This window comes from Accumulibacter sp., from assembly GCF_031732815.1.
Lineage (GTDB): Bacteria > Pseudomonadota > Gammaproteobacteria > Burkholderiales > Rhodocyclaceae > Accumulibacter.
In genome coordinates this window covers 18,678-39,072 of sequence record NZ_JAVMKF010000004.1, presented here as the reverse complement: position 1 = coordinate 39,072, position 20,395 = coordinate 18,678, and the positions used below count along the sequence as shown (strand labels likewise).

Below are 20,395 nucleotides of genomic sequence, written 5' to 3'. Positions count from 1 at the left end.
GTATCGTCGTGATCGCCGTGCGGATGCCGCTCCCAGGCGTGCGTGTAGGCTTCCGATTGCGATCGCTTGAGCGGCCGATGCGGCGTGTCGAGATTGTGCAACTGGGTCTCCTCGACGTAGTAGATCAGCGCTCGCATCATTTTGCTCATCAGTGTGTTGTCGAGGTGGTAACCCTGGTCTTCGAGGGCGCTCTCGAGCTCTTCCAGCGTGTGGTCGCGCAGGTCGTAGGCGACGCCGACGACGCGCTCCTGCGTCGGCGTGCTGACCGCCAGGCGATCGACTGTGGTGAGAAAGTCGTGCGCCTCGGGAACCTGCCCGGGCGGAAACCTCGCGAACAGGATAGCCCTCTGCTTGCGGATCGGCGCCACTTCGGGGACTCGTGTTGCCGCTCGTTTCACGTCGTTTCTCCCAGCGCCGAACCCTAGCGGGGACTTTGCATGATCTGCATGCCCTTGAGCAGGTTGAGCGCCTGTGTCAGTTGATAGTCCTTCTTCGAGGCAAGTTCACGGCTTGGCAGCTCCGCTGCTTCGTCGGCGTCGTCCTTCTGGCTGCTGGGCTTCGGCTTGGCGGGACTCTTCGCCGGAGCTGGCTTGGCGGGCGTTTCCTTGGCCGGCGGCGTGTCCTTGCTGGCGTCCAGGTGATGTTCGAGGTTGGCCTCGCGTACGCGCTGCGCCGATCCGCCGTTGGCGGATTCTTCGACAACGATGTCGGGAACGATTCCCTTGGCCTGGATCGAACGGCCAGAAGGTGTGAAGTAGCGCGCCGTGGTCAGCTTGATCGCGGTATTGCCGGGCAGGGGTAGAACCGTCTGCACCGAGCCCTTGCCGAAGGTCGTCGTACCCAGGACGATGGCGCGCTTGTGATCCTGCAGCGCACCGGCAACGATTTCGGACGCCGAGGCCGACCCGCCGTTGACCAGGACGACCATCGATACCTTGCGCGCTTCCGGCGGCAAGGCCTTCAGGTAATCGTCGCGGCCGCCGCGCAGATAGTCGGTTGGCGATGCGTAGTAGCGATGCTTGGCGTCCGGCGTGCGCCCGTCGGTCGAAGTGACGAGCGTATCAGGCGGCAGGAAAGCGGCCGACACGCCGACAGCGTTGTTCAGCAGGCCGCCCGGATCGTTGCGCAGATCGAGTACCAGGCCCTTCAGCGGACCCGGTTTGAACAAATCGTTCAGGTGTTTGACGACGGCTGCGCCGGTGTTCTCCTGGAAAGACGTGATGCGCAGATAGCCATAGCCGTCTTCCACCAGTTTCGACTTGACGCTCTGCACCTTGATGACCTCGCGCGTCAGCGTCACCTCGATCGGTTTGGCTTCGCCCTTGCGCATGATTGACAGTCTGATCTGCGATTTCGGCTTGCCGCGCATGCGCTTGACTGCCTCGTTCAAGGTCAGGCCCTTGACCAGCGTATCGTCGATCTTGAAGATCAGGTCACCGCTCTTGACGCCAGCGCGATAGGCCGGCGTGTCCTCGATCGGCGAGACGACCTTGACCAGGCCATCCTCCATGCCGACTTCGATGCCGATGCCGCCAAACTCACCTTGCGTGCCCACCTGCAGGTCCTTGAACGCGTCGGCGTCAAGGTAGCTCGAGTGCGGGTCGAGATTCGAAACCATCCCGCTGATTGCATGCGTGATCAGCTTCTTGTCTTCCACCGGTTCGACATAGCCGGTCTTGATCGCATTGAAGACTTCGGCAAAGGTGCGCAGTTCTTCGACGGGCAGTGCAGCGCGGGTTTCCTTTTCGGCGAGCGCCGAAAACTGCAGGCTGATCAGCACACCACCGACCACTCCGGCGCACACCAGCCCGACCTGTCTCAACTTGCCCATTGGTCTCACTCCATTGCGTCCGCTACTTCAGGTTGACCCAGCTCAGCGGGTCGAGCGGCTTTCCCTGATGACGAAGCTCAAAGTATAAACCGGATTCCGGGTTGCCACCGCTGTTGCCGACGGTCGCGATCGCCTCGCCCGGCCGCACGTCGTCGCCCACCTGTTTGAGCAAGGCGTGGTTGTTGGCATAGACCGAAAGGTAGGCGCTGCCGTGATCGACGATCAGCAGGTTGCCGAAACCGCGCATCCATTCGGCGAAAACGACGCGTCCGCCAGCGATGCTGCGCACCTCGCTGCCGCTGCCAGCGCGGATGAAGACGCCCTTCCAGGTACTGCCTTCGTGTCGGCTGGCGCCGAATCGATTGACCACGACGCCACTTGCTGGCGCGCGCAGTTCGCCCTTCAAGCGCGCCAGGCCGCTGCCGCTTGCCGGGACAGCGACCTCGGCGGCGCTTGCTCTGGCCTTTGCCGGCGCCGGGGCCTGGCCGGCGGTGGACTCGTCCGGTGCGACTGACTCGGCCGCAGGCGTCTGGTCGCGGTGCCCTGCAGCCCCTGGCACACGGCTGCTGCTGGTCGCTTCGGCCGCTGGGCGCCGCTTGGCGGTGACCGCCTCTGCCGCCTGGCGGCGTGCCATCGCTTCTGCCGCCTGGCGGCGTGCCATCGCTTCTGCCGCCTGGCGGCGGGCTGTCGCTTCGGCCGCCTGTCGCCGGGCCGCCGCCTGGCGTGCCGCCAGTTCCTCGGCGGCCTGCGCGGCAATGATCTTCGACAGACGATCGATCAGTTCGCTCATGCGCTTTTCGTCGCGTTGCAGATTGCCGATTTCCTGCCGCTGTGCGGCCAGTTGCTCGGCAATTCTGCTCAACACGATACGCCGCTGCTCACGCTGCGCGAGCAGGCGGTCATGCGCTTCCTGTTGTCGGCTGAGGGCGAGCGACAACTCGTCGGTCTGCTGGCGGGTGGCGGTGGCGAGCGCCTGCTTGTCATGCAAGGTTGCTGCCATTGCGACGAGCACTTGCGATCGCGCGCGACCGATCGCTTCCAGGTAGTACAGGTCGCGCGCCAGTTGATTCGGATCGTTGCCGTTGAGCAGCAGGCGCAGGGGATCGGGATTGCCGCGTTGATACTGACGGTGGAGCAGCTTCTCAAGTTGCCCCTGCTGTCCCTTCAGGCGTCGCTCGAGTTCGCGCGAGTGCTCGTCGTGTTCCTTGAGATCGCGCTTCAATTCATTGATCCGGGACGATAATTCGTGCAGGCCACGCTGCGTTTGGGAGATCGTCCGATCGACGTCCTGCAGGTCATCGGCGGAGTTGCGGTGCGACTGCTCGGCGCTGAGCAGCGCGCGGCGCAGTCTTTCGATCTGTGCCCGCAGCGCGTTCAGTTCGTTCTGGCGGCCAGCGACCTCGCTCGCCGTCGCGCCAGGCGCATCCTTGCCCGCCAGGCTGACGGCCGTCGCCACGCCTGGGTTGAGCGCAATTGTGCTCAGCAGGCCGGCGAGCAGCCATCGTATACGTGTTCGGGCGCGGGAGATCACACCCTCAGCCGACGCCCGGCGGCGCCATCGGCCGGCTGCAAGAAGAACGCCTGCAAGGGCGGACACGCGTGCATTCAAGATCTGGTTTATAATCGACAATTATATGATAATCGGCAACTATCACCTACCGTGCCCATTCCGAACAATATCATCGACAAGCAGGAGCATATCGAGCAGGCGGCGCGGGCGCTGAAGTCGATTTCGCACCCGCTACGGCTGAAGATCCTGTGCGTCGTTGGCGATCAGGATGTCTGCGTGCAGCAGATTGTCAGCGCGGTCGGTACGTCGCAGAGCAATATCTCGCAACACCTTGCGATCCTGCGCGAAAAGGGCGTCTTGCTGGCCCGCAAGGAGGCCAACCGGGTCTATTACCGGGTCGGCGATGCGCGTACGCTGCAATTGATCGGTATGATGCGCGAGGTCTTTTGCGGTGACAGCTAGGCCGGTCAAGGTCGCGCGCGGTGATCGTGCCGAAGTTTTCTCGATGCCTGTCAGTTTCTGGAGTTGCGCTTGGAATTCATACAGCAGAATATCCTCCTGGTTGCCGTCGCCATGGTCAGCGGCTCCTTGCTTCTCGCGCTTTCACTGCGACGGCCGGGCGGTGCGCGTGGCGTCACACCGGCACAGGCAACCATGTTGATCAACCGCGAAAACGCGGTGCTGATCGACGTGCGCGAGGCGAATGAATACGCTGGCGGGCATCTTTCGGCCGCCCGCAACATTCCTGCCGGGGCGCTGGCCGAGCGGGCCAGCGAACTCGAACAGTTCAAGGACAAGCCGGTGATTCTGGTCTGCCAGACCGGTGCACGTTCGTCGGCAGCGTGCTCTTCACTGGTCAAACTCGGTTTTTCGCGCGTCCACACGCTGGAAGGCGGGATCGGTGCGTGGACCGAGGCGGGTCTGCCATTGAAGAAGGGGACTCGCCGATGAGCGAACGGCCACGCGTCCTGATGTATGCGACGGCGGTTTGCCCCTATTGTCTGCGCGCCGAGCAGATCCTGCGCGCGCGCGGCGCCGAGGCGATCGAAAAGGTGCGTATCGATCTCGACCCCGGCCGGCGCGACGAGATGCTCGGTCGCACTGCCCGGCGGACCGTGCCGCAGATCTTCATCGGCGATTTCCATGTCGGTGGCTGCGACGACCTCATTGCCCTCGACCGCGCGGGCAAGCTGTTGCCTCTGCTGGCGGGCGACGCTGCGTGACGCCGGCAGTTCGCATTTCCCCCCGGCGGCGCGCCAACCCCGCCGGAACGTCCTGTTTTGTTTCCCGCCAACTCACTAACCTGGTGAAATAGCTGACCATGAGCGAACAAGAAAACCCCGTATTTGCCATCGAGAAGATTTACGTCAAGGACCTCTCGGTGGAAGTGCCGAACGCGCCGCAGATCTATCTGGAACGTGAAGCCCCGAAGATCGGCATCCAGTTGCAGAGCAATGCCCAGGGCATCGGCGAGGGGCTGTTTGAAGTGACCTTGACGACCACGGTGACTTCCAAGATCGAAGAGAAGACGGTCTTCCTCGTAGAAGTCGGGCAAGCCGGCATCTTCCGCGTGCAGAATGTACCGGACGAGAACATGGAGCCGCTGCTGGCGATTGCTTGTCCGAACATTCTGTTTCCCTATGCGCGCGAAGTCGTCTCGGACGCGGTCACCCGCGCCGGTTTTGCGCCGGTGATGCTGCAGCCGGTGAATTTCGAGGCGCTTTACGTCGCCCGCCTGCAGCAGCAGGCTGGTGAGGCGGAGACCGCCAGTGCAGCGACGGCGCAGTAATTTGCCGCCGGCGATGCGCCTGCTTGGCGTTCTCGCCTGGGCGGTGGCGGCCGGCTCCGCGCTGGCCGCCGAGTACCGCACGGTGGAGGCGGCTTCAGTGCTCTACGATGCGCCGTCGCAGAAGGGGACCAAGCTCTTCGTCATTCGCCGCGGAACGCCGGTCGAGGTCGTCGTCCGACTCGAGGGATGGTCGAAAGTGCGCGACGCCGATGGCGGCTTGGCGTGGATCGAAGCCCGATCCCTGGCCAACCGGCGTAGCGTGCTGGTGACAGCGGCACGCGCCGTCATCCGACAAAACGCCGACGAATCGGCGCCGGTCGTTTTCGAGGCCGAGAAGAGCGTTTCGCTCGACTATCTTGATACAACGCCTGGCGGCTGGGTGAAAGTGCGCCATCGTGACGGCCAGACGGGTTACGTTCGGGCCAATCAGGTCTGGGGCATCTGATTTTCAAGCCATGAAGATTGCCGTTCTCGGTGCTGGCGCCTGGGGGACTGCGCTGGCCATCGCTTTCAGCCGTCAGCACACGGTCAGCCTGTGGGCGCGCCAGGCGAGCGAGCGACAAGCTTTGCGCGCCGAGCGCGAGAACCGGAGCCGGTTGCCCGGCCACCGCTTGCCCGACGAGCTGGCGATTGCCGACGATTTCTCGGAACTCGTCGCGAGCGCCGATCTGGTGCTGGTAGCGACGCCGCTTGCCGGTCTGCGACCCTGCCTGCGCCGCATGCGCGAGGATGGTCTGGCGCGGCCAGTGGTCTGGGCGTGCAAGGGACTCGAGGCCGAAACCGGGCGTCTGCCGCATCAGATCGTGGCCGAAGAACTCGGCGCCGAGGCGTTGTGTGGTGCGCTGTCCGGGCCCAGTTTCGCGGCCGAGGTCGCGCGCGGCTTGCCGGCAGCGGTCACGCTGGCGGCCAATGACGCTGATTTTGGTCATTGCATCGCGCGCACTTTGCACAGCGCCCACTTTCGCGTTTATGCGAACGACGACCTGACCGGTGTCGAGGTCGGCGGTGGCGTCAAGAACATCATGGCGATTGCCACCGGTGTGTGCGATGGACTCGGGCTGGGGCTCAATGCTCGCGCCGCACTGATCACGCGCGGGCTGGCCGAAATCGCTCGTTTCGGCGTGGCGCTGGGTGCACACCCGCAAACCTTCATGGGGCTGGCCGGGATGGGCGACCTGATTCTGACCTGTACCGGCGATCTGTCGCGCAATCGCAGCGTCGGTCTGGCGCTGGCAGCAGGGCGCCGGCTGCCGCAGATCCTGGACGAACTGGGACACGTCGCCGAGGGTGTCAGCACGACCCGGGAAGTGGCGCGGATGGCCGAGCGGCTGGAGATCGACATGCCGATCACGCGCGCGGTCGACGCCATTCTCTATCATGACGAGCCGGCCGCGCAGGCGGTCGACAAACTCCTGCGGCGCGATCCGAAGATCGAAGCGAGTTGATCCCTGGCGCGTGCCTCAGGGCGTGCCGAGGAACAGGTAGAGATTGGCGTAGCCGCCGCTCGATCCGGCGTTGGAATAGCCGTAGCCGAGGTAAATCGGACCCAGCGGGGTTTCGCCGCCGATGTAGATCGCGCCCGAGGTGATCCAGCCGCGCAGACGGGTTTCAGTCGCCGGCCGGCCAACCTTGGCGGTCTCGATGGCCGCTCCCAGGCGCAGGTCGCCGCGCAGCCCCAGCGGCAGGCGGCCGACGATTCTTTCTGCGCGCAGGTGGCCGTAGCGGATATCGTCGCCCTTCAGTTGACCGGGCGAGAACGCGGTCATGTTGAGCATTCCACCGAGATTCCCGATGTCATGAAACGGGCGCTGCCCTTGCGGTGAACCCTGGTACGACAGCCGGCTGCTCAGCACCCAGTCGGCGATCCGGGCGTGGCCGGTCGCGCCGGCGTCGAGCGTGCTGTAACTGTCGCTGCGCGAGGCGAAGTAGTGCAGGTGCGTCGACCAGCCGCTGGTCGGAAAGTAGAGCCGATCAGTCTGATCCATGTCGAGCGCCGCCGTCCAGCCGCCGTGGTGCAGCGACAGCTCAGGAAAGATGGGCAGCCCGGTGTCCCTTTCGGCGCTGTACCAGGTTTCCTTCCAGCCTGCCCGCACCTGGCCGAGCAGGCCGAGGTTGCGGCCGACGCCCAGGCGGAAAGTCTTCTCGGTGATCTTGTAGTCGGCGAGCCTTTGATCGTCGAGATAGATGCCGCTCAGGCGGCTGCCAATCTTTACGCTGCTTTCGGCGAAGTAGCGCTGCGCAGCGTCGAGCGGCTGGTAGTAGTCGAGCGTGATGCCCGGCTGCGAACCGATTTCTGCCTGGCCGATGAATTCGCCGCCCAGGCTGTTGAGCCAGGTCTTATGATAGGCGACGCGCAAGCCGTAGCTCGAATTGGCCGAAAAGTTGGTATCGAGGTTGATACCGTAACGCAGGTAGTCCGGTCCCCAGCTCTTTTCCAGCGGCGAGATGCGCAGGATGTTTCTTCCGCGCAGGCTGCGGGTCAGTGCGTAGTCGACCTGTTCGTAGTAGCCGTCGCCATAGGCGCGCAGCAACTGCGAGTTGACCGCCGCCGGGTCCATCCGGTCGCCCGGTCGGACTTCCAGGTGGCGCTCGACCGCCGCCGGGTTGACCAGCTTCAGTCCGGCGATTTCGATCTGATCGATGCGCGGAGCGTCGCGCCGGGCGATTTGCAAGCCTTGTGACCAGGCGGTGTAGCTGGCCTGGTCGACGGCCAGCGCGCGCAGGCGGTCGGCCGCCGCGCGGGCGGCCAGCGCGCCGCGATCCGCCGTTTCGCCGGTGCGCTGGAAGTCGGCGGCGGTGATTCCCTTCAGATCCGGTTTGAGGTAGATGTCGCCGGCGGTCAGTCTGGCCAGCGAGCGGGTGACGTTCTGCTCGGTCAACAGGTTGACCATCTGGGCCGAAACGCTGACCAGGCCGCTGATTTCTTCGGCGGTCAACAGGGGCGAGCCGACGTTGACGGCGATCACGACATCGGCCTGACAGCGTGCGCGTACCTCCTCGATCGGCACGTTGTCGACCAGACCGCCGTCGACGAGCTTCCTCCCGTCGACCGCGACCGGCGACATCAGGCCGGGAACCGACATGCTGGCGCGCATCGCCGAGGTCAGGCTGCCGCTGCGCATGACCACGCGCTCGCCCTTGACGATGTCGGTGGCGATGATCGACAGCGGCAGCGGCAGCGTTTCGATCATTCGTTCGCCCAGGTCGGAATGGACCAGTTGGTTGAAGAACAGTTTGATCTTCTGACCGGAAATGATTCCGGTCTGATACTTTACGCCGTGCGCGCCGACCCCCGTCTCCGACGCCGGGAGAAAGCGCTTGTCGGCGGTTTTGCGCCGATAGCTCTGCTCGTAGAACGCGGGATCGTCGCGGAACAGGTCGTCCCAATCCGCCTTCGCGAGTTCGGCGCGCATCTGTGCCGGCGTCAGGCCGGCGGCAAACGCGCCGGCGACGAGTGCTCCCATGCTTGTTCCGGCGACGCAGTCAACGGGAACGCGCAGTTGTTCGAGCACTTCGAGGACGCCGATATGCGCCGCGCCGCGCGCGCCACCGCCGCCGAGGACGAGACCGACGCGCGGTCGCGGCGAATCGGCGGCGCTGGTGAGACCGGCGTGGGCGAGAAGGGTGATGAGGAACAGGTGGAGGAACAGGCGGAGGAACAGGTTCGTTTTCATGTTGACCGTTCAGCCGGTGGGCGCAGCCCGCGCCGGGCGCCGACGAGCGGACGCCGACTGGCGCGCCGGCTGCCCCAGCTTGCGCCGTCTGCGCACTTCAGGAACTGCACGAGAGCATCGAACACCCGGCGCGATGCCGCGCCCAGTCGGGTCGTTTGGCGCTGAACGCCTGGCGTCCGGGCTGTTCGTCGTAGGGTTGGCGAAGAACCTCGAGCAACTCGTGGATCATCTGCTCGTCGCCCTGTTCGGCGCGGTCGATCGCCTGCTGCGCCAGGTAGTTACGCAGTACGTAGCGCGGGTTGACGCGATTCATCGCGGCCGCGCGCTGCGCTGCCGGCTGCCCATCCTGGCGTGCGCGCGCAGCGTAACGTGTGAGCCAGCGCGACAGATCGCCGGCGAAGCGTCGCGCCAGGTCGGCGCGATAGAACGCGGCCTGCAGCGTCGCGCTGTCCGGGCGCTCGAGGTCGACTTGCGCCAGGTCGCGGAAGAATTCGGTCATGTCGATCTCGGCCAGGCGCATCAGCTCGAACAGGTCCTCGAGCAGTTCGCCATCGTCATGCTGCCAGGCGCGCAGACCCAGTTTGGCGGCAAAGGCGGCGCAGAACTCGCGCGCATAGACCTGATCATAGCGCTCGAGGGCGGCTGCCAGATCGCTGGCGGCGGGCGTCAGCGTGCTCAGTGCGTCGGCCAGACGTTCGAGATTCCAGTGTGCGATCGCTGGCTGACGGGCAAAGCAGTAGCGCCGAGTGGCGGCGTCGGTCGTATTTGGCGTCCAGCCAGGATCGAAATTGTCGACCCAACCGTACGGGCCATAGTCTATCGTCAGGCCGATGATCGACATGTTGTCGGTATTCATGACGCCATGCACGAAACCGACGCGCATCCAGTGCGCGAGCAGGCGCGCAGTGCGCTGGCAAATCTCGGCAAACCAGGTGACGAGGCGCTCCTCCGGGCGTCCAGCGGACAACTCGGGGAAATCGCGGGCGATCGTGAAATCGACCATGCGCTGCAGCAGTGCCTGATCGCCGCGCGCGGCAAGGAGTTCGAAGTGTCCGAAACGCGTGAACGACGGGGCTACGCGGCAGACGATGGCGCCCGGCTCGTCCACCGGGTGGCCGTCGTAGAACATGTCGCGGACGACCGTCTCGCCGGTTGCGACGAGGCTGAGCGCGCGCGTCGTCGGTATTCCGAGATGGTGCATCGCCTCGCTGCACAGGAATTCACGGATCGATGAACGCAGGACGGCGCGACCATCGGCGCGGCGCGAGTAGGGTGTTGGTCCGGCGCCCTTCAGTTGCAGTTCGAAGCGCTCGCCGCGTCGATTGATCGCTTCGCCCAGGAGAATCGCGCGTCCGTCGCCGAGCTGGCCGACCCAGTGGCCGAACTGGTGGCCGCCATAACAACTGGCGTACGTCGCCATGCCCGGCAGCAACGCGTTGCCGGCGAGCGCGGCGACCAGCTCCGGCCGGCTGAGCAGGTCGTCGTTGAGGTCGAGGGCAGCGGCCACCTCGCGCGAATGTGCGATCAGGCGCGGTGCGGCGACCGGCGTCGGGTCGACCGGCGACCAGCACGCGCCATGCACCTGGCGCGGCTCGTTGCGCCGGTCGGCGTCGCCGGGCAGTTCGCGCAGGAAGCGATTGTCGAAAACCAGCATTCGGCTGTCAGTTCTGCCTGACCAACTGGACGATCTGCGCTGCATCGAGCGAACGCGCTCGCGTCTGCATTTCGGGCAGGTAGCGCGCCTGCAGTCCGCGCGCCTCACCGAGCATGTCGTCGAACGACTGGCGCAGCATCTGCGTCGTCAGACTGCGCCCGCCGGCGTAGTAGCGTCGTGCGACATGGCCCAGCGCATAGGTGCTGGCGAAGCTCATTCCCGAACTGACGGCCTGTTTGCCCAGTCCGCCAAGCAGTCCGCCGCCGAGCTTGCCGAGCAGGCCGCCGAGCAGTTTGCGGCCGGCCTGTTCGAGATACTGCGAGGTCAGACCGACGCCGAGCGTCGCCAGAAAGTCCTTGACATGCCCGCGGTCCAGCTCGAAGCCGTGCGCCTGGCCAAGGCGGTAGACCAGCTTCATCTGCAGCGGGATGATCGCCATCGTGGACAGCGATTCGGGCAGCAGTTCAAGCGCGCCGTTGAGAATCGCCGCGTCGAGGATCAGTTTGTCGATCTCGGTCGGGCTCAGCGTCGCCGCGTGCATGACCGGCTGCTCGCCGGTCGCCGCCGCTGCACTGGCCGACGCGCCGGCGGCACCGGCAGCAGCCAGCGGCGCGCCAGCGATCGTCTCGGCCTGGCGGGCGTAGGCGGTCGACATCTCGGCATCGAGCCCCAGCGCCCGGCGCAGCTCGGCCAGGTAGGCTTGCTCCGGCGCCGACTGAACACCGTCGGCGTTGCAGACGCAGACGGCCATTTCAAAGGCAAGCTGGCGCGTTTCGGGCGTGCTCAGGACGCTCGCTGCCGAGGCCAGCGAAACGCGCTTGAGCAGCACGTCCTGATAAAGCGCAGCCAGGTTGATCGTTCCTTCGCCCGCCAGTGCATCGGCGATGCGCTTGATTTCGGCACGTTCTGCTTCATCCTTGGCGCCGTCGGCAAAAGCCGCCATCAGGCTCAAGGTGAGAATGGCTTGCTGCTCGTTTTCGTTCATGCGTGTCTTTCTCCCGGTGGATGGGTCTCATGGCACAGGGGAGTATCCACGAGTTCCCGGTCGCCGGCAACTAAACTTGCCGTGCCGTCGGCGGGCGCGCCTACTCGCCCTGTCGGCCGGAGCCGCGCGCGGCGCGCTGCAGGCGATCGGCTATCGCCGCCCACGCTGGCGCTGCCGGTGGCGCCTCGACGATGATCAGATCGGCCGCCAGATTGTCGAGACGACGCAGCGCCGAATAAAGTCCTTCGGCGTACTCGGCGGGCTGGTCGGACAGGCGCTGGCTGATGCTTGCTGCTGCGGTGTCGGGCAGGTGGCTGTGGCAAAGGACGGCGCAGCGCCGGCCGCTGGCGCGTGCTTCGTCGATCGCCTGCTGTACTTGCGGCGTCGACACCAGACGCAGCGGCGTGTGCGGCGCGTAGTGTGCGGCGAGCGATCCGGAAACCCGCGGCGGCGCGGCGCTGCCGGGCGCCACGTCGGGCAGCGCACCGCTTACCGCGGCGATCTGATCCGGCGTGATGTGCCCGGGACGCAGCACGCGCGCGCCGACCGACGCCAGGCGCGAGAGGTCGAGAATGGTCGATTCGATGCCGATCGTGCAAGGTCCGCCGTCGAGGATCAAGGGTACGCGTTCGCCCAGCTCGGCGCGCACGTGCGCCGCCTCGGTCGGGCTGATCCGCCCGAAGCGATTGGCCGAAGGCGCGGCAATTCCGCACTTTCCGCCAGCTCCGCCGCCGGCGCGGGCAAAGGCGTGCAACAGCGCGAGCGCCAGCGGATGCGCCGGCACGCGCAGGCCGATCGTCGGCTGGCCGCCGGTGACGGCGAGCGGCACCCACGCTGCGCGTTTCAGGATCAGCGTCAGCGGGCCCGGCCAGAAGGCTGCAGCAAGCTTGTGGGCGAGTTCGGGAACCTCGATCGCCCATTGCTCGAGGTCGTCGGCGCTGGCCAGATGGACGATCAGCGGGTGATCGGCCGGCCGGCCTTTGGCCGCGAAGATCTTGCCGACGGCCGCCGGGCGGGCGGCGTCGGCGCCCAGGCCGTAGACCGTCTCGGTCGGAAAAGCGACGATTTCGCCGGTCTGCAGCAGGCTCACCGCATGCGCCAGGGCGGCTGGCTCAATCGACATCGCCGATACCGATTGCCGCGCGCGCCTGCATGGCGAGCCGGCCGGCGTTTTGCGGGTCGTCGTCAAGCAGCGTGAAGTGCCCCATCTTGCGCCCGGGCCGCGCGTGGTGCTTGCCGTAGAGGTGCAGCTTGAGCGTCGGAAAGGCATACAGCGCGGCCCAGTCGGGTTCGCGATAGCGGGTTCCGGCAGGTGTGCTTTCGTACCAGAGATCGCCGAGCAGATTGACCATTGCCGCCGCCGAATGCGCGCGGGTTGAGGCAAGTGGCAGGCCGCACAAGGCGCGCACCTGTTGTTCAAATTGGCTGCAATGGCAGGCGTCGAGCGTGTAATGACCGCTGTTGTGCGGTCGCGGCGCCATTTCGTTGACCACCAGGCGGCCATCGACGACGAAGAACTCGACCGCCAGCGTGCCGATGTAAACCAGGCGCTCGGCGATCGTGGCGGCGATCGCGGCCGCGTCGTGGCTCAGTTGCGGCGCGATTGCGGCGGGCGCCAGCGAAACGTCGAGTATGCCTTGCCGGTGGCGGTTGCCGGCAGCCGGAAAGCTTGCCACCAGCCCGTTCTCGTCGCGCACCAGGACGATCGACAGCTCGTCATCCAGGCGCAGTTTCTTTTCGAGCACGCAGCTTTCGCTGCGCAAGTGTTGAAACGCGGCAAGCGCCTGCTCGCGGTCGGCGACGATGGCCTGTCCCTTGCCATCGTAACCGAAGCGGGAGACCTTGAGAATGGCCGGGAAAAGCCCGGGATCTGCGGTGCGCAGGTCGTTCTCGCTGTGGATGGCGGCGAAAGGTCCGTGCGGTAGCTGATGCTCGCGCAGAAAGCTTTTTTCGGCGATGCGGTTCTGGCAGACGGCGACCGCCGCCGCCGAAGGGCGGACGACGACGAACTTGGCCAGGTAGTCCAGGGTTCCGGCGGGGACGTTCTCAAACTCGGTAGTGACTGCTGCGCAGGTTTCGGCCAACTGGTCGAGCGCGGCATAGTCATCGTAGGCAGCGACCAGATGGCGGTCGGCCAGCAGTCCGGCCGGGCTGTGCGGGTCAGGGTCGAGGACCCAGACGCGATAACCCATTTCGTGCGCGGCACCGACGAAGAAGCGGCCGAGCTGGCCGCCGCCGAGCATGCCGAGTGTGGCCGGGGGAAGAATCATCGCAGGCGACAGGGCTTGACGCGCAGCCTCACACTTCGGGCAGTTTCATCGCCATCACCTTGTCCGCCTGCGCGCGGCGAAAATCGCTCAGCCGCTGCGCCAGTTCGGCGTCGCCGCTGGCCAGCATGGCGACCGCGAAGAGTGCGGCATTGGCGGCACCGGCTTCGCCGATGGCAAAAGTGGCGACCGGAATTCCTTTCGGCATCTGGACGATCGACAGCAGCGAATCCTGGCCGGCGAGTGCTTTCGACTGCACCGGGACGCCGAGCACGGGAACGATACTCTTGGCGGCGAGCATTCCCGGCAAGTGCGCGGCACCGCCAGCGCCGGCGATGATCGCGCGCAGGCCGCGCGGCGCGGCACTCGCGGCGTAGGCAAAGAGCAGGTCGGGCGTGCGGTGCGCCGAGACGACGCGCGTCTCGAAAGGCACGCCGAATTCCTTGAGCAGCACGGCTGCCGCCTGCATTGTCGGCCAGTCGGAGTCGGAGCCCATGACGACGCCGACCAAGGGCGTTCCTTCAGCCATCGTGGCCAACCTTTCTTTCGGCGGCTTCCAGCGTGTTGGCGAGGAGCATCGTGATCGTCATCGGACCGACTCCGCCGGGTACCGGGGTGATCGCCGAAGCGATCTGACTCACCGCCGGAAAGTCGACGTCGCCGCAAAGCTTTCCATCCGGCAGACGGTTGATTCCGACATCGATGACGACAGCGCCCGGCTTCACCATGTCGGCGGTGACAAAGCGCGCCTTGCCCAGCGCGGCGATCACGATGTCGGCGCGGCGCGTATGGAAGGCGAGGTCGCGCGTCTGCGAATGGCAGACGGTGACCGTCGCGTTCGCCTGCATCAGGAGCATCGCCATCGGTTTGCCGACGATGTTCGAGCGCCCGAGAACGACGGCCTCCTTGCCCTTCAATTCGATTCCCGCTTCGCCAAAGAACTTCATCACGCCGTAGGGCGTGCAGGGAATGAAGCGCGCATGGCCCTGCATCAGTGCGCCGACGTTCTCGGCGTGAAAACCGTCGACGTCCTTATCCGGACAAATGGCGGCAAGCACCGCGTCGCTGTCGAAGTGCCTGGGCAGCGGGAGCTGGACAAGGATGCCGTGAATGGTCGGGTCGGCGTTGAGTTCGGCGACGCGCGTCAGGACGCGTTGCGGCTCGACATCCGCCGGGTAGGTGATTTTCTCCGAGCGCAGCCCGGCCTGCGCGCAGGCGTTCACCTTGTTGCGCACATAAACCTGCGAAGCGGCGTCTTCGCCGACCAGAATGACCGCCAGGCCAGGCTGCGCGCCGCGCGCGGTCAGCGCGTCGGCGCGTGTCTTGAAGTCGGCGCGCAGCTTCTGGGCCAGCGCGTTTCCGTCGAGGATCAGGGCGGTCATCTGGGCTATTCCTGAGACGAGAGAGGGAAGGGAGGGAAGGGAGCGGAGAGCGGGAAGCTGCAGCGGCGCCGGCTGCCGGTGTCGGCCGCAAGGGTGAAGATTCTTTTGGCGGGCATTTCCTGGCTGGCGATCAGGCCGGCGCGGCAGCTTTCTCGGCCTCTTCAGCCGCTTGCCGGCCGGCCGTGAAAGCCTTGCGGTTGAGTTCGACGAGGGCCGGCTTCTTGCTCGCAAAGCGTTGCAGAATGCAGCGCTCGAGGACCTCGGCGGGAAACGGCAGATGGTCGGAAATGGCTCCCAGCATGACCGTGTTGCCGAGCCGGATGTCGCCCAGCTCGAGCGCGATGGCCGAGGCGTCGAAGGAAACGACGTGCGTGCCGGCGGCGCGGATTTCGCCGACCGGGTCGGCCGGATACTCGTAGAGCCCGAGTTCGACGATCGGTGGAACAAGACGGCCGGAATTCATCAGCACCAGCCCGCCCGGGCGCAGCATGTGGCGCCAGCGCATCGCCTCGGCTGCTTCAAAACCGAGGACGACATCGGCTGACCCCGGCGTGACCTGTGGCGAGAGCACCTTGCGGCCAAAGCGCAGGTGCGAGGAGACGACCCCGCCGCGCTGCGCCATGCCGGCAACTTCGGTCTTCTTGACGTCGTGGCCGAGCGCGATTGCCGCTTCGGCGAGGATTTCGGTCGCGGTCATCACGCCCTGACCACCGGTTCCGACGACGAGGATGTTGGTGGTCGCGAAGTGGCCTTCTTCAGACATCGGATTACACTCTCTTCCCACAAGGGCAGGCGCGCCGAGCGTTACCGCAGCGTGCCGGGTTTCAGCTTGTCCTGACGATCTTGATCGGCATCGCCAGCGTGTCGACATGCACGATTGCGTCCGGTGCACAGGGCTTCAGGCAGAGCCCGCAACCAGTGCACGCGGCGCTCTCGATGCGCACGAAAGCGAGGTCGACCTCGCGCCCGCTCGCCTTCCTGACCCGGTCGCGGCGCGTGACGTGGATCGCCGGGCAGCCGACATCAACGCAGTTGCCGCAACCGGTGCACTTGTCTTCGATCACCGTATAAGGCTTCAGCGCGTGGTAGTCCTTGATCAGCACGCAGGGCTGACTGGTGATGATCACCGACGGCTCGGGGATCTTGGTTTCTTCGCGCAGCGTGCGCAGCAACACCGGCAGCTCGTAGGCATTGACCAGGTGGACGCGCTCGTCGCGTACGCCGAGAGCCTTGACCAGGCGAACGAAATCGACTCGCGGCGCGTCCTCGCCGTGGATGTCGCGCCCGCTGCCCGGGTTGTCCTGGCCGCCGGTCATGCCGACCGCGCGGTTGTCGAGGAGCAGGACGGTGACGTTGCCGCGGTTGTAGACGATGTCGAGCAAACCCTGCATTCCCATATGCAGGAAAGTCGAGTCACCGATGACGGCGACGATCTTCTGGCCCTGTTCGGCGTCGCTGCGCCCTTTATCGAGGCCGAGCGCCATGCCCATCGAGGCGCCCATCGAAATGCACGCGTCGAGTGCGTTCCATGGCTGGCCGAAGCCGAGCGTGTAGCAGCCGATATCGCCCGAAATGGTGACGTTGCGCAATTGCGAGAGCGTGTAGTACACGCCGAGATGCGGGCAGGCGACGCACATCGTCGGCGGTCGCGGAAAAACGGGCAAGGCGGGGGTGGGCGCCGCCGGCGGCTCGGGTTCGCCGAGCAGGCGGGCAATCGCCGGTTTCAGTATCTGCGGCGACAATTCGCCCGAAAGGGGCAGGATGTCCTTGCCAATGACGGCGATTCCCTGTGCCTTCAGCTCGCTTTCGATCAGCGGCTCGACTTCCTCCACGACGACGATTCGTTCGCACTGTTCGGCAAAGGCGCGCAGGCGAGCGAAAGGCAGCGGATACGAGAAGCCCAGCTTGAACACGGGGGCCGCTGGAAAGCTTTCGCGCACGTGCATGTACGCCGGCCCGCTGGTGATGAAGCCGACCCGCCGGTCGCTGCCCATCTCCGTGCAGTTCAGCTCGGAGGTCTCGGCTGCGCTGCGCAGGTTGCGCTCGCGTTCAAACATCAGCGGCAGGCGGCGGCCGGCCGCGCTCGGCACCATCACCCAGCGCCCGACATCCTTGCGGAATCCGGCGACCGCCGGCTCGCTGCGCTCACCCACCGTCACCAGTCCCTTGACGTGGCAGATGCGCGTCGTCAGGCGGAGAATGACCGGCACCTCGAAACGCTCGGAGAGGGCGAAGGCAGCCAGCGTGAACGCGTGCGCTTCCTGCGAATCCGCCGGTTCAAGCAGCGGCACGTGCGCGAAGCGGCCCCAGAAACGCGAATCCTGCTCGTTCTGTGACGACGACAGGCCGACATCGTCGGCAATCGCGATCACCAGGCCGCCGACGACGCCGGTCAGGGTCATCGTCATCAGCGCGTCCGAAGCGACATTCATGCCGACATGCTTCATCGCGCAGAAGCTGCGCGAGCCGGCCATGGCGGCGCCGAGCGCGACTTCCAGCGAGACTTTTTCGTTGACCGACCACTCGCTGTAGATGTCGGGGTAGGTGGCCAGGGCTTCCAGGATTTCGGTCGATGGCGTTCCCGGATACGCCGCAGCGACGCGCGCACCCGCTTCCCAGACGGCACGTGCGACCGCCTCGTTGCCCGACATGAGAAGGCGGCTGGCTGCCGCTGGCCGCCGGGTGCTTACTGACGCTGCCGTGCTCATCGCCTCTCCTAGCGAAGGTCTTCACGCAAAAACAATGGGCTAGCTTGCGCTAACCCATGTTCTTATGGCACGCCCGGAGCGATTCGAACGCCCGACCCCTTGGTTCGTAGCCAAGTACTCTATCCAGCTGAGCTACGGGCGCGTTGCCATGGGTCGCCATTGTACACAGGCCGCCGGCGCGGCTCAAGCGCTATCTCGTCAGGCAAGCGCGGCCTGCCATGCGGGGTGGGGCATTTCCTTGCCGCCGTCCGGCTTGCCGCGTGCCCGATCCTACTCGTCGGCGCCGACCAGTTCGACGGCAAGTTCGCCGATTCCCGTGACGCCAGCGGTGAGCACGTCGCCGCGCAGCACGGTCGACACGCCGGCCGGTGTCCCGGTGAAGATCAGGTCGCCGGCGGCGAGCCTGACATAGGTCGACAGATTGGCGATGATTTCAGCGATCTTCCACGACATCTGCGCCAGATCGCCCTGTTGGCGGACCTGACCATTGACCGCCAGCCAGATCGCACCGCTCGCCGGGTGACCGACCCGCGTTGCCGGCTGAATGGCGCCGAGCGGTGCGCTTTCGTCGAAGCCCTTGCTCATGTCCCACGGGTGGCCCTTGTCCTTCGCCCGCTTCTGCAAGTCGCGGCGGGTCAGGTCGATGCCCACCGCGTAGCCATGGACGAGTTCGAGCGCGCGTGCCGGCGCGATGTCGGAACCGCCACCGGCCAGCGCGACGACCAGTTCGACTTCGTGCTGGAGATCGCGGGTGGCCGGCGGATAGCGTACTTTGCCGCCGCCGGGGACGATCGCGTCCGCCGGTTTGCTGAAGAAGAACGGTGGTTCGCGCGTGTCGGCGCCCATTTCGGCGGCATGGTCGGCATAGTTGCGGCCGACGCAATAGACGCGGCGGACCGGAAACAGCGCGTCGCTGCCGGCGATCGGGACGGCCGGCAGCGCTGGCGGGGGGAAAGCGTAGGACATGCGTTCTCCTGTTCGGGAAAGGGGGTCAGACGGGATTGTCAAGATCGACGAACTCGCAGTGCAGGCCGCAGTGTTCGGCCAGGTGTTCGGCCAGCGCGCGGACGCCGTAGCGTTCGCTGGCATGGTGCCCGGCGGCGATGAAGGCGGTGCCCGATTCGCGCGCCAGGTGCACGGTCTGCTCCGAGATCTCGCCGCTCAGATAGGCGTCGACGCCGAGGCCAATCGCCTGCTCGAAGAGATTCTGCGCGGCGCCCGAGCACCAGGCGACTCGGCTGATCGTGCGACTCGCCTCGCCGATGACCAGCGGTGCCCGCTGCAGGCGGCTGCTAACGTGCTTGGCCAGCTCGCCGAGCGTCGTCGGGACGGCGAGATGGCCGGACCAGCCGATGTCCTGCTCGCCGAAGCGGCTATCAACCAGCCAGTCGAGCTGGCCGGCGAGCTGCGCGTTGTTGCCCAGTTCGGCGTGGCTGTCGAGCGGCAAGTGGTAAGCAATCAGGTTGATCTCGTGCGCCAGAAGCAAGTGCAGCCGCTTGCGCCGGATGCCGACGATGCGCGCGTCTTCGCCACGCCAGAACCACCCGTGATGAACCAGGATGGCATCGGCATTTCGCTCGATGGCCGCCTCGATGAGCGCGGCACTCGCGCTGACCCCGGCGACGACGCGCTCGATTTCGGGCCGTCCTTCCACTTGCAGGCCGTTTGGGCAATAATCGCGCCAGCGTCCTGCGTCCAGCAGGCCATCCAGATAGCGTGTCAGTTCGTCGCGCTTCATTTTTCGGCTCCCCATTTGCCCATGCGCAGGCTCTGGCTGATTTTTGCACAAACGGTGACGATTGGTTTAGCCATTCTTTTCGTCATCACGACGCTCAAGCCCGAGTGGCTGGGAAAAGAGACGAGCGATAGCCGTCCCGAGCCTGTTCAGCTACCCGCGCCGACGCGCGTCGAGCCGGCGCTTGCCGCCACCTCGTACCGGCAGGCGGCGCAGAAGGCGCTGCCGTCGGTGGTCCACATCTTCACTGCGCAGAAGATCAAGGAGCGTCGCCATCCTTTTCTCGACGACCCGATTTTCCGCCATTTCTTCGGTGATGGCGGTGGCGGTGGCGGTGGCGAAAGCCCGCGCACCTCCGGCCTGGGCTCGGGCGTCATCGTCAGCGCAAGCGGTTACGTGCTGACCAACCTGCATGTCGTCGAGGCCGCTGATCAGATCGAAATTGCCCTGAGCGATGGGCGCAACCTCGATGCTCGTCTGGTCGGCAGCGATCCTGAATCCGATCTGGCGGTGCTGCAGATTACCGAACGTAACGGCAAGGAACTCGTCCTGCCGGCAATCTCCTTGGGCAAGATGGACGACATCGGCGTCGGCGATGTTGCGCTGGCGATCGGCAATCCCTTCGGCGTTGGACAGACCGTGACCATGGGGATCATTTCAGCGCTCGGGCGTTCGCATCTGGGAATCAATACCTTCGAGAATTTCATCCAGACCGATGCGGCGATCAATCCCGGAAACTCGGGCGGTGCGCTGGTCGACAGCGAGGGCAGGCTGATCGGCATCAATACCGCGATCTATTCGCGTTCGGGCGGTTCGCTCGGCATTGGTTTTGCCATCCCGATTTCGATTGCCCAGGACGT

The 20,395-nt window shown here is 65.6% G+C and carries 21 protein-coding genes and 1 tRNA gene; 7 read left to right on the top strand and 15 right to left on the bottom strand.

Features of this window, described 5'->3' with window-relative positions; translation table 11 throughout:
- The 3 genes from RKP46_RS00560 to RKP46_RS00550 all read right to left on the bottom strand — a co-directional run.
- A partial coding sequence (locus RKP46_RS00560) for a hypothetical protein (protein ID WP_311104826.1) occupies positions 1–398 on the bottom strand: 398 nt, incomplete at its 3' end.
- A 23-nt stretch (positions 399–421) separates the two neighbouring features.
- Positions 422–1,831 (bottom strand): S41 family peptidase, encoded by a 1,410-nt coding sequence (locus RKP46_RS00555; RefSeq protein WP_311104825.1) that lies wholly within the window; start codon positions 1,829–1,831, stop codon positions 422–424.
- Positions 1,832–1,853: 22 nt separating this feature from the next.
- Positions 1,854–3,362 carry a peptidoglycan DD-metalloendopeptidase family protein gene (locus tag RKP46_RS00550; RefSeq protein ID WP_311104824.1) on the bottom strand — a complete coding sequence of 503 codons (1,509 nt, stop codon included), beginning with the start codon at positions 3,360–3,362 and terminating at the stop codon, positions 1,854–1,856.
- Between the two features lie 129 nt (positions 3,363–3,491).
- Between RKP46_RS00550 and RKP46_RS00545 the strand changes: the two genes are divergently transcribed.
- The 6 genes from RKP46_RS00545 to RKP46_RS00520 all read left to right on the top strand — a co-directional run bounded on the left by RKP46_RS00545 (position 3,492) and on the right by RKP46_RS00520 (position 6,575).
- Positions 3,492–3,803, top strand: a complete 312-nt coding sequence (locus tag RKP46_RS00545; RefSeq protein WP_311104823.1) for a metalloregulator ArsR/SmtB family transcription factor — start codon at positions 3,492–3,494, stop codon at positions 3,801–3,803.
- A gap of 69 nt (positions 3,804–3,872) precedes the next feature.
- Positions 3,873–4,292: a rhodanese-like domain-containing protein gene (locus tag RKP46_RS00540; RefSeq protein WP_311104822.1), complete on the top strand. Its 420-nt coding sequence runs from the start codon at positions 3,873–3,875 to the stop codon at positions 4,290–4,292.
- A complete protein-coding gene (gene grxC / locus RKP46_RS00535; RefSeq protein ID WP_311104821.1) occupies positions 4,289–4,564 on the top strand; it encodes a glutaredoxin 3 in 276 nt (91 codons plus the stop codon). Before RKP46_RS00540 ends, grxC begins: the two co-directional genes overlap by 4 nt.
- 98 nt (positions 4,565–4,662) lie before the next feature.
- Positions 4,663–5,130, top strand: coding sequence for a protein-export chaperone SecB (gene secB, locus RKP46_RS00530; protein WP_311104820.1), 468 nt, complete (start codon positions 4,663–4,665; stop codon positions 5,128–5,130).
- Positions 5,111–5,575: an SH3 domain-containing protein gene (locus RKP46_RS00525; RefSeq protein ID WP_311104819.1), complete on the top strand. Its 465-nt coding sequence runs from the start codon at positions 5,111–5,113 to the stop codon at positions 5,573–5,575. The genes secB and RKP46_RS00525 overlap by 20 nt, the downstream gene beginning before the upstream one ends.
- A 10-nt stretch (positions 5,576–5,585) precedes the next feature.
- On the top strand, positions 5,586–6,575 hold the full coding sequence (locus tag RKP46_RS00520) for an NAD(P)H-dependent glycerol-3-phosphate dehydrogenase (protein ID WP_311104818.1): 990 nt from the start codon (positions 5,586–5,588) through the stop codon (positions 6,573–6,575).
- Positions 6,576–6,590: 15 nt separating this feature from the next.
- Here RKP46_RS00520 and RKP46_RS00515 read toward each other — a convergent pair whose 3' ends face one another.
- The 12 genes from RKP46_RS00515 to RKP46_RS00460 all read right to left on the bottom strand — a co-directional run bounded on the left by RKP46_RS00515 (position 6,591) and on the right by RKP46_RS00460 (position 19,538).
- Positions 6,591–8,804, bottom strand: coding sequence for a patatin-like phospholipase family protein (locus tag RKP46_RS00515; RefSeq protein WP_311104817.1), 2,214 nt, complete (start codon positions 8,802–8,804; stop codon positions 6,591–6,593).
- A gap of 97 nt (positions 8,805–8,901) precedes the next feature.
- On the bottom strand, positions 8,902–10,503 hold the full coding sequence (locus tag RKP46_RS00510; RefSeq protein ID WP_409194084.1) for a protein adenylyltransferase SelO: 1,602 nt from the start codon (positions 10,501–10,503) through the stop codon (positions 8,902–8,904).
- Positions 10,466–11,443: a DUF533 domain-containing protein gene (locus RKP46_RS00505; protein WP_311104815.1), complete on the bottom strand. Its 978-nt coding sequence runs from the start codon at positions 11,441–11,443 to the stop codon at positions 10,466–10,468. The genes RKP46_RS00510 and RKP46_RS00505 overlap by 38 nt, the downstream gene beginning before the upstream one ends.
- A gap of 100 nt (positions 11,444–11,543) precedes the next feature.
- Entirely contained in the window at positions 11,544–12,566 is a 1,023-nt protein-coding gene (locus tag RKP46_RS00500) for an L-threonylcarbamoyladenylate synthase (RefSeq protein WP_311104814.1), read from the bottom strand.
- Positions 12,556–13,713, bottom strand: coding sequence for a 5-(carboxyamino)imidazole ribonucleotide synthase (locus RKP46_RS00495; RefSeq protein ID WP_311104813.1), 1,158 nt, complete (start codon positions 13,711–13,713; stop codon positions 12,556–12,558). Before RKP46_RS00495 ends, RKP46_RS00500 begins: the two co-directional genes overlap by 11 nt.
- Positions 13,714–13,741: 28 nt before the next feature.
- Positions 13,742–14,239, bottom strand: a complete 498-nt coding sequence (gene purE / locus RKP46_RS00490) for a 5-(carboxyamino)imidazole ribonucleotide mutase (RefSeq protein WP_311099149.1) — start codon at positions 14,237–14,239, stop codon at positions 13,742–13,744.
- Complete coding sequence (gene folD / locus RKP46_RS00485; protein WP_311104812.1) at positions 14,232–15,092, bottom strand: bifunctional methylenetetrahydrofolate dehydrogenase/methenyltetrahydrofolate cyclohydrolase FolD; 861 nt, start codon at positions 15,090–15,092, stop codon at positions 14,232–14,234. The genes purE and folD overlap by 8 nt, the downstream gene beginning before the upstream one ends.
- 130 nt (positions 15,093–15,222) lie before the next feature.
- Positions 15,223–15,855: an indolepyruvate oxidoreductase subunit beta gene (locus RKP46_RS00480; RefSeq protein ID WP_311104811.1), complete on the bottom strand. Its 633-nt coding sequence runs from the start codon at positions 15,853–15,855 to the stop codon at positions 15,223–15,225.
- Between the two features lie 61 nt (positions 15,856–15,916).
- Positions 15,917–17,800, bottom strand: coding sequence for a thiamine pyrophosphate-dependent enzyme (locus RKP46_RS00475; RefSeq protein WP_311104810.1), 1,884 nt, complete (start codon positions 17,798–17,800; stop codon positions 15,917–15,919).
- Positions 17,801–17,865: 65 nt separating this feature from the next.
- A tRNA-Arg gene (locus tag RKP46_RS00470) sits at positions 17,866–17,942 on the bottom strand.
- 128 nt (positions 17,943–18,070) lie between these two features.
- Entirely contained in the window at positions 18,071–18,766 is a 696-nt protein-coding gene (locus tag RKP46_RS00465) for a fumarylacetoacetate hydrolase family protein (protein WP_311099145.1), read from the bottom strand.
- Positions 18,767–18,791: 25 nt separating this feature from the next.
- Positions 18,792–19,538, bottom strand: coding sequence for a Nif3-like dinuclear metal center hexameric protein (locus RKP46_RS00460; RefSeq protein ID WP_311104809.1), 747 nt, complete (start codon positions 19,536–19,538; stop codon positions 18,792–18,794).
- Between the two features lie 21 nt (positions 19,539–19,559).
- Between RKP46_RS00460 and RKP46_RS00455 the strand changes: the two genes are divergently transcribed.
- The coding region (locus RKP46_RS00455) for a trypsin-like peptidase domain-containing protein (protein ID WP_311104808.1) at positions 19,560–20,395 on the top strand (836 nt) is incomplete at its 3' end.